The 12,349-nt window shown below is 61.8% G+C and carries 13 protein-coding genes; 6 read left to right on the top strand and 7 right to left on the bottom strand.

Annotated features, from left to right (window positions below):
• Positions 1 to 50: 50 nt before the first annotated feature.
• The 3 genes from CZ345_RS06680 to CZ345_RS06690 form a co-directional block, all read right to left on the bottom strand.
• The gene (locus tag CZ345_RS06680; RefSeq protein ID WP_077072400.1) at positions 51 to 1,250 is read right to left on the bottom strand and encodes an MFS transporter; all 1,200 of its coding nucleotides are present in this window, start codon (positions 1,248 to 1,250) and stop codon (positions 51 to 53) included.
• 122 nt (positions 1,251 to 1,372) lie between these two features.
• Positions 1,373 to 2,419: an alpha/beta hydrolase gene (locus CZ345_RS06685; RefSeq protein ID WP_077072401.1), complete on the bottom strand. Its 1,047-nt coding sequence runs from the start codon at positions 2,417 to 2,419 to the stop codon at positions 1,373 to 1,375.
• A 132-nt stretch (positions 2,420 to 2,551) separates the two neighbouring features.
• The gene (locus CZ345_RS06690; protein WP_077072402.1) at positions 2,552 to 3,586 is read right to left on the bottom strand and encodes an alpha/beta hydrolase; all 1,035 of its coding nucleotides are present in this window, start codon (positions 3,584 to 3,586) and stop codon (positions 2,552 to 2,554) included.
• A gap of 192 nt (positions 3,587 to 3,778) precedes the next feature.
• On the opposite strand from CZ345_RS06690, the gene CZ345_RS06695 reads away from it, so the two are divergent.
• Positions 3,779 to 4,672, top strand: coding sequence for a LysR family transcriptional regulator (locus CZ345_RS06695; protein WP_077072403.1), 894 nt, complete (start codon positions 3,779 to 3,781; stop codon positions 4,670 to 4,672).
• Positions 4,673 to 4,845: 173 nt separating this feature from the next.
• Here CZ345_RS06695 and CZ345_RS06700 read toward each other — a convergent pair whose 3' ends face one another.
• The 4 genes from CZ345_RS06700 to larB are packed head-to-tail and all read right to left on the bottom strand — an operon-like array spanning position 4,846 to position 8,275.
• Positions 4,846 to 5,952 carry a DUF362 domain-containing protein gene (locus CZ345_RS06700; protein WP_077072404.1) on the bottom strand — a complete coding sequence of 369 codons (1,107 nt, stop codon included), beginning with the start codon at positions 5,950 to 5,952 and terminating at the stop codon, positions 4,846 to 4,848.
• Positions 5,953 to 5,993: 41 nt separating this feature from the next.
• Positions 5,994 to 6,809, bottom strand: coding sequence for an adenine nucleotide alpha-hydrolase family protein (locus CZ345_RS06705; RefSeq protein ID WP_077072405.1), 816 nt, complete (start codon positions 6,807 to 6,809; stop codon positions 5,994 to 5,996).
• 9 nt (positions 6,810 to 6,818) lie between these two features.
• Positions 6,819 to 7,625, bottom strand: a complete 807-nt coding sequence (gene larC, locus CZ345_RS06710; RefSeq protein ID WP_077072406.1) for a nickel pincer cofactor biosynthesis protein LarC — start codon at positions 7,623 to 7,625, stop codon at positions 6,819 to 6,821.
• Positions 7,622 to 8,275, bottom strand: a complete 654-nt coding sequence (gene larB / locus CZ345_RS06715; protein WP_077072407.1) for a nickel pincer cofactor biosynthesis protein LarB — start codon at positions 8,273 to 8,275, stop codon at positions 7,622 to 7,624. The genes larC and larB overlap by 4 nt, the downstream gene beginning before the upstream one ends.
• A 460-nt stretch (positions 8,276 to 8,735) precedes the next feature.
• On the opposite strand from larB, the gene CZ345_RS06720 reads away from it, so the two are divergent.
• The 5 genes from CZ345_RS06720 to CZ345_RS06740 are packed head-to-tail and all read left to right on the top strand — an operon-like array spanning position 8,736 to position 11,986.
• Positions 8,736 to 9,416 carry a DUF134 domain-containing protein gene (locus tag CZ345_RS06720; protein ID WP_077072408.1) on the top strand — a complete coding sequence of 227 codons (681 nt, stop codon included), beginning with the start codon at positions 8,736 to 8,738 and terminating at the stop codon, positions 9,414 to 9,416.
• A 9-nt stretch (positions 9,417 to 9,425) separates the two neighbouring features.
• On the top strand, positions 9,426 to 10,325 hold the full coding sequence (locus CZ345_RS06725) for a 4Fe-4S binding protein (RefSeq protein WP_077072409.1): 900 nt from the start codon (positions 9,426 to 9,428) through the stop codon (positions 10,323 to 10,325).
• On the top strand, positions 10,318 to 11,190 hold the full coding sequence (locus CZ345_RS06730) for an ATP-binding protein (protein WP_077072410.1): 873 nt from the start codon (positions 10,318 to 10,320) through the stop codon (positions 11,188 to 11,190). Before CZ345_RS06725 ends, CZ345_RS06730 begins: the two co-directional genes overlap by 8 nt.
• 31 nt (positions 11,191 to 11,221) lie before the next feature.
• On the top strand, positions 11,222 to 11,614 hold the full coding sequence (locus CZ345_RS06735) for a NifB/NifX family molybdenum-iron cluster-binding protein (RefSeq protein ID WP_077072411.1): 393 nt from the start codon (positions 11,222 to 11,224) through the stop codon (positions 11,612 to 11,614).
• A gap of 9 nt (positions 11,615 to 11,623) precedes the next feature.
• Complete coding sequence (locus tag CZ345_RS06740) at positions 11,624 to 11,986, top strand: hypothetical protein (protein ID WP_077072412.1); 363 nt, start codon at positions 11,624 to 11,626, stop codon at positions 11,984 to 11,986.
• Positions 11,987 to 12,349: the final 363 nt, after the last annotated feature.

A 12,349-nucleotide genomic window follows, 5' to 3' on the forward strand; every position in this document is an offset into this window, starting at 1 on the left:
TCGTTTTCGGGTATCCTTTCACAGAAAAAGGCCGGATGTTCCGCACGCTTTTAAGGAAGGCGCTTACCCGTGATCCGGGCGTGGAGCGCGAAGCTCATCATGGCCAGAAGCGCGGCGGTACAGAGCAGTCCCGAAGCAAGAAGGAAGATGCCCGACATGCCCGAGGCGTCGTAGATGCTGCCGCCCGTCGCCGCCGCGCCGCCTATGGAAAACTGTATGGCCGCCACGGAAAGTCCGCCTGCGATTTCCGCCCTGTCGGCCAGGGTAAGGGCTATCCATGCCGTCCAGCCTACGCAGATGAGACCGAAACCGAAGCCCCAGACAAGGACGAGAGCGATGTTCACGGCCGTATGCGCCGGTGCGCAGAGCAGTACCAGAGCCGTTGCCGCAAGGCAGGCATGAACGCCGAGCATGGTAAGCCGTAAACTTCTGTTCAGCAGAAAGCCTGCGCAGAACGTGCCCAGAGTATTGGCAATTCCGTAGGCCAGAAGCGTGGCGGAAAGCCCGGCAGGCTCCAGTGCGAGGCTGTGCTCCAGATAGGGGCGGAGGTAGGTGAACAGAGAGTGATAGCCGCCGTAACTGAAGATGGTGGCCGCCATTCCTGCGAGAGCCCACCTGACCTTGAGCAGGCTGAACATGCCGGCAAAGTCGTTTCCCGGGCGGGGAGGAATGGAAGGCAGCGCCATATACTGCCAGATGAGAGACACGAGCCCCGGAGCGGAGGAGAACAAAAACACGTTGCGCCAGCCGAAATGCGCTTCCAGGAGACTTGCCAGAGGCAGGGAAAGAATGGTGGCCACGGCCACGCCGGAATAAAGAACGCTCAGCGCGCGGGGAATGTCTTTTTGCGGCACGAGCTGAATGGTGACGGCCGAGGCCATGGACCAGAAGCCTCCTACGCATACGCCGAGCAGCCCCCGTCCCAGCATGAGCATGGCATAGCTTTGCGCCGAGGCGACGATGATGTTGGAGATGATGAGCAGTGCGGAAAGAAGGAGCAGGATGCGCCGCCTGTCGGTATGCCGGGTGAGGGGGGCGAGCAGAAGGCTGGTGACCATGGCCAGCGCTCCCACGGCGGTGACGCTCCGGCCTGCCATGCCTTCGGAGATTCCGAGTCCCTGAGAAAGGGGAGTAAGCAGGCTGACGGGGGTGAATTCGGCGGAAATGAGGCAGGTGACGCCCATGAACAGGGAAAATACGGCGAACCAGCGGGCCTTGGCGACCGGTGCGTCACAGGGGGGAGTCTGCATGGCGGATCTCTGTGAAAAAAGGTGGGGCGGCGCCGTCCCTGCATGGAGCGTGCGCCGCCGGGCGCATCCGGGAAAGAGCGTCCGATGCGGGAGCGGCCCGCCTTCCCGGCGGATCTGTGCAGTTAGTTCAAGCTCTTCTTGAAGAATTCTGCGAGTCTGTCGAAGGGAATGAGGCTGACGCGATCGTACAGATCCACATGCCCTGCGCCGGGTACGATAAGCAGTTCCTTGGGTTCTGCGGCACGGCGGTAGGCATCTTCACTGAATTCGATGGAATGGGCGTTTTCCCCGGTAATGAAGAGCAGCGGCCGGGGAGAAATGGTTTCTATGTCGTTGAACGGGTAGAAGTTCATGAACTTCACGTTGCTGGTGAGCGTGGGGTGCGTGGTGGTGAGGGGGGAAGCGCCTTCGGGCGTGAATTCTCCCCGGCTGGTGCGGTAGAAGGAGTAGAACTCGCGTTCCACGGGCGTGGACTGCTCCGTCAGTTCATGCACGGTTCCGCCGGTATAGAGCGGTTCCTTTCCGGCAAATTCCGCATAGCGCTGTTCGGCTGCCTGCTGAAGAACGGCCCTGCGGTCTTCCAGAGACATGGAGTGCCGCAGACCGTTGCGGTTGGCTGCGCCCATATCGTACATGCTTACCGTGGCGACGGCCTTGAGCCTGGGATCGATTTTTGCTGCGCTGATGGCGAAGCTCCCGCTGCCGCAGATGCCCACCGCGCCGATGCTTTCGCGTCTGACGAAGTCGCGCGTGCCGAGAAAGTCCACCGCCGCGCTGAAGGCTTCGGCGTACATGTCGGGAGAAACGGCGTTGCGGGGCCGGCCTTCGCTTTCTCCCCAGAAGGGCAGATCGATGGACAGCGTGACGAATCCCTTTTCGGCCAGCCTGGCGGCATAAAGGTCGGCGCTCTGTTCCTTGACCGCTCCCATGGGATGCCCCACGATCACGGCGGCGAGCCTGGAGCCTTTTTCCATGCCTTTCGGCGTATAGAGATGTCCTGCGACCTTCATGGTGTACAGGGTGGGGAAGGATACCTTTTCCCTGTTCACCTTGTCGCTCTGGTAGAAGTTCGCGGCATCGGCGGGAACGGCGATGTCCTGAGCCTGTGAGGGAACGGCCGGGGCAAGAAGAAGGCCGAGCATGGAGGCGGCGATAAGCGTCTTTTTCATGGTGTCTCCTTGTCGTCTGAAGGTTGATGTCATCCGCCGGGGCGGTTTTTGGGTGCAGAGGAGCAAGGTGCATTCCGCGCGGCGGGAAAAGGCCGGCGGAATACACCCTGATGCAGGATGAGGGAGGATTGTTCAGCGTTCTTCGGGGGCGGAAGACTTCAGATGAGTTCTGAAGAATCGGCCGAGTTCCTGAAAGTGGAACCGGGCTTCCGGCATGTCTTCATTCATGTGATACTGGGCGTGGGAGAGCCCTTCGAACACGATGAGGTCGGCGGGGACTCCCGCCTCGCGCAGTTTCAGGTGCATGCGTACGGTATTGCTGAGAAAAAGATCTCTCGTGCCGGAAGTGAGCATGGTGGGAGGAAAGCCCCGTACATCGCCCCGCGCGGGGGAAAGGAAGGGGTCGGTCATGTCGTGCCCCGCGCTGTAGATTTCCGCAGCTCCGGCAAGCCACCCGTCGTAGCCGACAAGGATGTTGTCCACTTCTTCGTTGGTGAAGTAGCTGTCGCCGGTTTTGCCGAGCTCCGTCCAGGGGGTTCCCGCTCCCAGTGCGGCGGGAAGGGGGAGATTTTCCGCCCTAGCTCTCAAAGCGAGGATGAGCGTCATGGCTCCGCCTGTGGATGTGCCGAAAACGCCGATGCGTTCTGCGGGCGTACGGGAGAGAAGATGGCGGTATACGGCCATGGCATCGTCCATGGCGGCAGGATACGGGAAATCGGGAGCCATACGGTAGTCCACGGAAATGATTTTGAATTTTCCGATGCCTGCCATGAGTACGGCTTCCTGAGTGCCGGCTTCTCCCTGCCCCAGAACATAACCGCCGCCGTGCAGGTGCAGAAGAATGCGCCCGTCGTCGGCAACGTCCTTCGGTTCTATGATGAAAACCGGTACTCCCGCCATGACGTCGGAGCGGGAGGTGACACCCAGCTTTTCCCGCAGCGCGGGCAGGGCGGCGCACTGCTTTTCAGCCATGGCCGAGGCCCAGGCCTTCCATTCTTCCGCATTCTGCGGTCGTCTGCGCCAGTTGTCGGGAATACCGGCCGATATCATGGCTCCAAGTTCGGGACTGACCGTATCCGGCACGGGGAAGGCGGATTCTCCGGCGCTTACGGGCAGCGAGGGCAGCGTGAGCAAGGCGGAAAGCAGAACGGAGGCAAAGGTTTTCATGGTGACTCCTGTCAGGGACGGAAAATTTGTTGACTTAGTTATAGGGGGGAGGAATATCAATAGCAAATACTTATATCAAATAGAAAACCATGCCTTATAGGCATGACAGGGGCGGTTGATGCCGGAAAAACAGACCGTATCGGAAATATGCCGCCATGCTCGTCCGGCGGAAGGCGGACAAAGGGGGAAGCCGTGGAACTTCGGGTACTGCGTTATTTTCTGGCTGTAGCCGGGGAACAGAACATATCAAGAGCGGCGGAATTTCTGCACGTCACACAGCCTACGCTTTCCCGCCAGATCATGGATCTGGAGGAGGAACTCGGCAAAAAACTGTTTCTGCGCGGAGGGCGGCGGATGGTGCTGACGGAAGAGGGCATGTTCCTGCGCAAGAGGGCGCAGGAAATCGTGGCCCTTGCCGACAGAACGGTGGAGGAGTTCCGTTCGGCGGATGAGGAGGTAAGCGGCGACGTATATATAGGCGGCGGGGAAAGCCGCGCCATGCGCATCATTGCGGGAGCGGCACGCCGCCTTTCTTCTTCGCATCCGCATATATCCTATCACCTTTTCAGCGGCAATGCGGCCGAGGTGACGGAAAAGCTGGACGAAGGGCTGGTGGATTTCGGCGTATTCGTGGGGCCGACCGATCTTGCCAGGTACGAGTATGTGCATCTGCCGGTGATGGACGTATGGGGGGTGCTCATGCGCCGTGATCATCCCCTTTCGGAGAAAAGGGCGCTGCGTCCCGAGGATGTGGCGGAACTTCCCCTGTTCTGTTCGCGGCAGGCGCTGGTGGTCAATGAAATTTCCGGCTGGCTGGGGGAAAGCTGCGATCGGCTTCGGGTGGTGGGGACCTATAATCTGCTGTACAACGCCTCGGTCATGGTGGAGGCGGGCATGGGCTGCGCCCTGTGCCTTGACGGCATTGTGCGCTGCGAGGAGGAAGGCCCCTTGTGCTTCCGCCCGCTGGAACCCAGGCTGGAAGTGGGGCTTGCCGTGGCATGGAAGAAGTACCGGGGCTTCTCCCGCGCGGCGGAAAAGTTTCTGGATGCGCTTTTGAAGGAGAGCGAGGCGGAGGGAAAAGCCTGAGCGGCGTTCTCTGGAGGCTTTTCCTGAAAGGAGCGCTTTCAAAGAAAGAGGAAGAATATCCCCGGGCTGGCTTTGCTCTTCGGGAAGGGAAGATGTTCTGTGCCGTGCGCGGGGAGGCGGAAAGGCCTTGATGAAAAAGGGGCCGCCTTCCGGGAAGGCGGCCCCGCGTCGGCTTAGAGCCTGATCAGTTCATATTCCCCGCTGCCGAGGCCGATGGCTTCGGCATGGCGGATCTGGCCGCGCCAGTCCGTGGTGGGATGAATGCTGGTGAAGTGGTCGTGCGCGCCGTGGTCGCACTGGCTGAGCACGCTGGTGGAAATGGCCGGAGCGGCGTTTACGGCGTCGATGCAGGCCTTGTCCAGAGCCACGGGGTCGAAGCTTGCGAACATGCCGATATCCGGCACCACGGCGGCGTCGTTTTCACCATGACAGTCGCAGCAGGGAGAAACCTGGTTGACGATGCTGATGTGGAAGTGAGGACGCCCGTCCACCACGGCCTTGGTGTATTCGGCCATGCGGCTGTTGACGTCGTTGCTGTTGGCGTCGATGGCGTTGGCGATGGCGTTGAAGTTGCACACGCCGATGCAGCGGCCGCAGCCCACGCATTTATCGTGGTCTATGTGAGCCTTATGGTCCGTAACGGTAATGGCCTGCTGCGCGCAGAAGCGGGTGCAGGTGTGGCAGCCGCGGCATTTTTCCGGGTCCACCGTGGGTTTGCCGTTGCAGTGCATGGCCATTTTGCCGGCGCGGCTTCCGCAGCCCATGCCGATGTTCTTGATGGTGCCGCCGAAGCCGGTCAGCTCATGCCCCTTGAAGTGGGTGAGGGAAATGAAGATGTCGGCGTCCATGATGGCGCGGCCGATGAACGCGCTTTTCAGGATGATGCCGCCGTTCACGGGAACTTCGACGTCGTCGGTGCCCTTCAGGCCGTCGGCGATGATGATCTGGCAGCCGGTGCTGAGCGGTGAGAAACCGTTTTCATTGGCGGCGGTCAGGTGTTCGAGGGCGTCCTTGCGGCGCCCCACATACAGGGTGTTGCAGTCGGTGAGGAAGGGCTTGCCGCCGAGAGCCTTCACGCGGTCGGCCACGGCACGGGCGAAGTTGGGGCGCAGGAAGGAAAGGTTCCCGGGTTCCCCGAAGTGCATTTTGATGGCCACGAACTTGTTCTCGAAGTCGATGCTGTCCATGCCGGCGGCGAGCATGAGTTTATCCAGCTTTTGCAGCAGGCTGGTGCCCACCTTGCAGCGCATGTCGGTAAAGTACACTTTCGATGCAGCCATGTGTTTCCTCCTGGTACGGGTATGGAGCGGTAAAGACGGGTTCAGGTTCTGTCGAAAAAGCCGGAAAGCGAGGCCTGCGCCGACAGAACGGGGCGCGGGTATCCGGGCATGGCGGCCCGGACTTCCCGGAGAAGTTCATCGCGGAAGGCTTCCCCCATGCTTTCCATGTCGGATGCGAGAAGGTGAAGCTCTGGCCTGTCCGGCGCAGGGAGGCGCAGGCGCAGGTCGACCTCTTCTCTTTTTTCCCGGGCAAGAACGGCGCGGGCCGCCGCTTCTCCCGCGGCCACGGCCGAGAGTATTTCCCTGGTGGGAGTCGTGCCGTAGGGGAGGCGCGTAAGCAGGCAGGGGCGTGCCTTCTGCATGGGGTGTTCCATGCCGGTACTTCCGGCAAGAAAGTGTATCTCTTTTTTGCCGAGTCCGGCAAGCGCGAGGGGCGAGATGACGCCGAGCTCCCGCACGGCCCTGATGCCCGGGCGATAGGCCGAGGCGTCGGAGGCGTTGGTGCCGTCGCAGAGCGGCAGGGAACTTTCCGCAAGAAGGCGGGAGAACAGTTCCTTCTTGCAGGCATAGCAGCGGTCGCGCGCTCCGGCCGCCACCGGGGGAAGACGCAGCGGGTCCACGGGCACTTCACGGAAGGGAAGGGCATGTTTTTCTGCCCATTCCCGGGCGAAGGCCGTTTCCTCCGGCGGAACATGGGGACCCGTGACGTGCAGAAGCAGCGGCTTCATGCCGAAAAGTCCTGCGGCATGGGCAAGGAAGCGGCTGTCCAGTCCGCCGGAATAGGCAAGGGCGAACAGGCCGTCCGGCGCAGTCTCCAGAAGGGCGCGCCGCAGTCCGGCAAGAGGGGCGAGGTCCATATTCTCTCCTCAGAAAGCGGCGTTCGGGTCGCTTTCGGTGCGGCCGCAGGCGAACAGAGCGCCGTTCGGCGCATCGTCGAAGACACGGGTTCCGTAGACAAGGGCCTTTTTTTCCACCCGCATGGCGGGCCAGGGGCCGAATTCCGCACCGAGGGCCTTCAAAAGGGCCATGGCCGTGGGGGTGACGGTTTCCCCCTGTCCGGGGAAGGGACGCACGGGAACATTGTCCATGAGTTCCAGCACCGCAGGCGCAGGCACGGGAATGACGCCGTGGGCGCAGCGCACGAAGCCGTCGGCCATGGGCAGAGGGCTGACCACGAAGCGGGAAGGAGCAAGAAGGCAGAACAGCTCGCAGCTCATGCAGATATCGAGAATGCTGTCCAGCGCGCCCACTTCATGGAAGTGCACTTCCGCGGGCGTCTTGCCGTGAACGGCGCCTTCCGCTTCGGCAAGGATGGTGAAGGCCCGGGATGCCAGAGCCTTGCCCTCCTCGCTCATGCCGCCTGCGGCGATGATGGCCAGAACGTCGGCAAGCGTGCGGTGTTCGTGCTGATGGGGCAGATCGACCTGTGCGTGCATACCGCCGATATGGTGCACTTCCCTGCGTATGAGGTGCACGGAGCCTTCCAGTTCGGGCATGACGGCGGCGAGCTTCCGGTTCAGCTCGCTTTCGTCCATGCCCGTCATGCATAAAAGCCCGGCGAGAAAGATGTCGCCGGAAAGGCCGGAATGGGCGCGTATGGTCAGCACCGGCCCGGAGGAGGGGGCTTCGTGATGGTGATGCCCGTGAGAATGTTCGTGATGTTCGTTATTCATAGGTTGTTTACCACGCGTGCCGCGGCGCAGGCGGCGCCGTAGCCGTTGTCGATGTTCATGACGGCGATGCCCGGAGCGCAGCTCGCCAGCATACTGGAGAGGGCGGCGTTGCCGCCCCGGGCGACGCCGTAGCCTACGGAAGTGGGAACGCCGAATACGGGAAGGGGAGTCAGTCCGCCGAGCACGCTGGCGAGCGCAGCATCCAGCCCGGCCACCACGATGACGGCCTGAAAACGGTTGATTTCATCAAGTCTTTCGGCCAGACGCCACAGCCCGGCCACGCCGCAGTCTTCAAACACCGCATGTTCTATGCCCAGGTATTCCAGCGTACGAGCGGCCTCCCAGGTGACGGAACCGTCCGCCGTTCCGGCGGAGACCACGGCCACGCGTCCCCTGCCTTTCGGGGGCAGCGCTTCGCCGAAGGCCGTACGGGAAAGGGGATGATAGTCGTAACGCGCCCGCACGTCGTCGGGCATACTGTTGAAAACGCTTTCGGCAAGCCTCGTGAACAGTATGGGGCGGCCGGAACCTCTGCCGAACTGCTCCAGAAGAGCGCGTACGGCGGCAAAGGGTTTGCCTTCGCAGAAGACCGCTTCCGGCAGGCCTATACGTGCGGCGCGGGCGTGATCAAAAAGAATACCGTGATCCATAAATGCTTCCTCTCGGAGAAGGACATAGCGTTCCTGAACGCTTTTCGCAAGCTGCGGCCATGTCCGCCGCGAGTATGCGCAATATAGAGGAAAAAGGGAACGCAAACCAGACACGATTCTTTCTTTTTCTTGCCCGATTCTGCCGCGTGGCGGAGAAATGCGTCGCCGGAAGAGGGCGGGCTTTACCGTTTCAGGGCGTTCTGCCGGGGTACGGAAGGGGCGCGGGGCGGGACTGCAACGGGAAAGAGGGCGGGGTGCCGGAGTTGTTTTTCCGCACGCTCCTCAGGCGGGCGTGCCGGGATCCGCCATGCCCGGGGACGGGGCAGCCGTGCGGGCGGGACGCACCGCTTTTTGCGGGGAAAATGTTTTGCCGCCGCTTGACAAGCCATGGTTGTGTATTATGCTCATTTGTGCAAAACAAATGAGACGTGAAGCGCGACATGCGCGCCAGGGAGAACGAATGCCCCGCCCGAGACATTGCCGTTATGTAAGCAGCGCGCCCAGCGTGACCTATTTCAAGCCCCGGGGCATACCCATGAGGGAGCTGGAAGAGGCGACGTTGAGCGTGGAGGAGCTGGAGGCGCTGCGCCTTGCCGATATGGAAGGGCTCACCGCCATCGAGGCTGCCGGGCGTATGCGCGTATCGCGCTTCATTTTCGGGCGTACGCTTTCCTCTGCAAGGCGCACCGTGGCCACGGCACTGTGCCGGGGGCTTGCGCTGCGCATAGAGGGGGGCGACTATGCCCTTTCCCAGCACGGATCGCACAGTTGCTGCAAGGAGATGAACATGAGCAAGATAGCCGTTTCCAGTGAAGGCCCCACCCTTGACGATGAAGTCGACCCCCGTTTCGGGCGTGCCGGCGGCTTTGTGGTGGTGGAACTGCCGGAGATGAAGGTGGACTATATCGACAACGGCGAATCACAGATGATGGCCATGGGCGCGGGTATTGAAACCGCGGAACGCATGGCCCGTGCCGGAGTGGAAGTGGTGATCAGCGGTTATGTGGGGCCCAAGGCCTTCGACGCGCTCACCGCCGCCGGCATCAAAATATGCCAGGATGTGGAGGGCGTTACCGTGCGCGAAGCGGTGGAGCGTTTCGTACGGGGCGAACTTCCCTTTGCCGAAGCCTCCAACAAGTAGGGGAAGTGCATGAAGATCGCCATTGCCAGCGGCAAGGGCGGCGCGGGCAAGACCAGCGTCACGGCGTCGCTTGCGCGGGTGTGGGACGCGCCCCTTGTTGCCGTGGATACGGATGCCGAGGCCCCCAACCTGCACCTGTTTCTGCACCCTGCGGTGGAGGAAGGCCGCACCTGTATGCTCACCGTGCCGCAGATGGACCCGGAAAAATGTGTGCACTGCGAGAAATGCCGCAATATCTGCACCTACAAGGCCATAGCCTCGTTTGCGGGCCGGATCAGCCTTTTTCCCGACATGTGCCACGGCTGCGGCGGCTGCCTTGCCGTATGCCCGAGCGGAGCGCTGACTCCGGGCGGCCGTGAACTCGGCGTGCTGGAACGGGGTTCCGCGCTGGAAGGAAGCGTACGCTTTCTCATGGGCCGCACTCGCATAGGCGAATCCATGACGCCGCCGCTTCTGCGCAGGGAACATGCGTTTCTTGCCGAAATGCTGGCGGATGTTCCCGCCGACGCGCTGCTCGACGCGCCTCCCGGCGTGAGCTGTCCCACCATCACCGTCACGCGGGATGTGGATGCGATTCTGCTGGTGGCCGATCCCACGCCCTTCGGTTTTTACGACTTCACGCTGGCGCATCAGGCTTTTCTGCCCCTGGGCAAACCCATGTTCGTGGTGATCAACCGTGCCGGGGCCGAAGGCAACGAGGATGGCGATGAAGCCGTTCGGGCCTACTGTCGGGAACACGACCTGCCGCTGCTTGCGGAACTGCCCTTTGAGCGGGAGGCCGCGGAGCAGTATGCCGGGGGTATGCTTCTTGCCGACCTTTCTCCTGTGTGGAAGGAGCGTTTCACCAGCCTGCGCGATGCGCTGCGCGAGGCTTTTGCCCGAGTGAAGAAGGAGGGCGTCCATGCGTGAGATAGTGGTCATCAGCGGCAAGGGCGGCACGGGAAAAACCACCGTGAGCGCATCCTTCGCCCATCTGGCGGAGAACAAGGTCATCTGCGACCTTGATGTGGACGCGCCCGACCTGCATATTCTGCTTTCCCCCTCCGTCCGGCAGACGACGCCCTTCATTTCCGGCAATCACGCCGTCATACGCAGCGAAGACTGCGTGAAGTGCGGCGCCTGTGCAAAGCTCTGCGCCTTTGATGCCGTTCGGGAAAACGAGGGCGGCTTTGTGGTGGACGATCTGCGCTGCGAAGGCTGCGGCGTATGCGTGAAGCTCTGCCCGCAGAAGGCCGTGGACTTTCCCGACCGCCACTGCGGCGACTGGTATGTGAGCGATACACGCTTCGGGCGCATGGTACATGCGCAGCTTTTTCCGGGGCAGGAGAATTCGGGCAAGCTCGTCGGCCTGCTCAAGACCGAAGCCCGCAGATACGCCCGGGAACAGAAGCTCGATACCATTCTCTGCGACGGTTCCCCCGGCGTGGGCTGCCCGGTCATCGCCTCTCTTTCCGGGGCGAGCCTGGCCGTGGGCGTGGTGGAGCCCACGCCCTCGGGACGGCATGACTTTGCCCGCGTGGCCGATCTGTGCCGTCATTTCCGCGTGCCGCTCGCCGTCATCATCAACAAGGCGGATCTCAACGCCGCCGAGGCCGACGCCATCGCCGCCATGTGCGCCGAAAACGGCCATACGCTTCTGGGCAGACTGCCTTTTTCTCCCGTGGTCACGCAGGCCATGGTACGGCGGCAGGCCCTTACGGAATTTCCCAACCCTGTGGGAGACAGACTGAAGGACATGTGGTCGGCCCTTCAGGATATCAAAACCGGCCGCTAGGCCGCATCTACGACCAGAAACGGAGTTTCTCATGAGCACTCTTCTTGCTGTTCCCTCCGCCATGCCCGGCGGACTCGACGCCCAGATGGGAATGCATTTCGGTCATTGCGATATCTATACTCTTGTGGACATTGAAGACGGCGCGATCAAGAACGTCACGACGCTGGAAAACGTGCCCCATCATCACGGCGGCTGCATGGCCCCCGTGCAGCACCTCGCTTCTCACGGCGTGAAGGCCCTGCTTGCCGGCGGCATGGGTATGCGTCCCCTCATGGGCTTCCAGCAGGTGGGCGTGGAAGTGTTCTATGCGGGCATGTTCCCCACCGTGGGCGCGGCCGTGCAGGCTTTTCTGGAAGGCAGGCTCCAGCCTTTCTCCATGGAATTCACCTGCGGCGGCGGCCATCAGCACGGCCAGCAGAACTGAGGCCGTATCATGGATGTTCTCGTCATAACGCCGCGCCGGGCCTTCTGGGAGGCGCTTCGTCCCGCCTTCGCCGCACATGAGGCTTCCCTCCGCTTTGCCTCCACGAAGGAGGAAGCGGGAGACATGCTGAAGGAGCGCCGGGCCGACCTTGCCGTGCTGGACCTCGATGTTGATACCGCAGAGCTGCGCAAGGCGGTGGTAGGTATCCTTTCCATCGACGCCATGGTCAACATGGCTTCCGTATGCGGCATGGGAGAAGAGAAGTTCCACAGCGCCATGGAAGGTCTCGGCCTCATCATGGACCTGCCCCGTACGCCCGACGCCGGGGATGTGGACCGCCTTCTCAGGGCGCTTCGCGTCATTCTGGGCTGAGCGCGTTATTGCAGAATGCATTTCGGCCGGATGCTCATTGTGAGCATCCGGCCGCTTTCGTATTTCGGAGCTGGCGGGGAAGCCGCCATGCTCGGAGGCAGAGCATACCCTGCATGGCGAAAAGGCTTCCAGCCCGTGAAAAGCGTATTCTGAAATGGATGCCCCGGATGTTTTGCGACGGCGGCGCTGTGGAGACATGACCAGGGGAAGGGCTGGAGAACACGGAAACGTGTGCCTTCTTCGGCGTGCGTTCTTTCACGGAAGGGAGGCGCTTCCGCAGAATACCCGGCAGGGAAAAGAGGAGAATTGCTGCGGAGAGAATAAAAAAGAAGGGTCATGACTTTCATCATGACCCTTGATTGC

It is taken from the genome of Mailhella massiliensis (assembly GCF_900155525.1).
Taxonomy (GTDB): Bacteria; Desulfobacterota; Desulfovibrionia; order Desulfovibrionales; family Desulfovibrionaceae; genus Mailhella; species Mailhella massiliensis.

Coding starts and splice junctions, on each gene's coding strand:
- CZ345_RS06690 (WP_077072402.1), bottom strand. CDS start 3,586: ATGAAAACCTTTGCCTCCGTTCTGCTTTCCGCCTTGCTCACGCTGCCC.
- CZ345_RS06740 (WP_077072412.1), top strand. CDS start 11,624: ATGGATGTTCTCGTCATAACGCCGCGCCGGGCCTTCTGGGAGGCGCTT.
- CZ345_RS06680 (WP_077072400.1), bottom strand. CDS start 1,250: ATGCAGACTCCCCCCTGTGACGCACCGGTCGCCAAGGCCCGCTGGTTC.
- CZ345_RS06700 (WP_077072404.1), bottom strand. CDS start 5,952: ATGGCTGCATCGAAAGTGTACTTTACCGACATGCGCTGCAAGGTGGGC.
- CZ345_RS06730 (WP_077072410.1), top strand. CDS start 10,318: ATGCGTGAGATAGTGGTCATCAGCGGCAAGGGCGGCACGGGAAAAACC.
- larB (WP_077072407.1), bottom strand. CDS start 8,275: ATGGATCACGGTATTCTTTTTGATCACGCCCGCGCCGCACGTATAGGC.
- CZ345_RS06725 (WP_077072409.1), top strand. CDS start 9,426: ATGAAGATCGCCATTGCCAGCGGCAAGGGCGGCGCGGGCAAGACCAGC.
- CZ345_RS06685 (WP_077072401.1), bottom strand. CDS start 2,419: ATGAAAAAGACGCTTATCGCCGCCTCCATGCTCGGCCTTCTTCTTGCC.
- larC (WP_077072406.1), bottom strand. CDS start 7,625: ATGAATAACGAACATCACGAACATTCTCACGGGCATCACCATCACGAA.
- CZ345_RS06705 (WP_077072405.1), bottom strand. CDS start 6,809: ATGGACCTCGCCCCTCTTGCCGGACTGCGGCGCGCCCTTCTGGAGACT.
- CZ345_RS06735 (WP_077072411.1), top strand. CDS start 11,222: ATGAGCACTCTTCTTGCTGTTCCCTCCGCCATGCCCGGCGGACTCGAC.
- CZ345_RS06720 (WP_077072408.1), top strand. CDS start 8,736: ATGCCCCGCCCGAGACATTGCCGTTATGTAAGCAGCGCGCCCAGCGTG.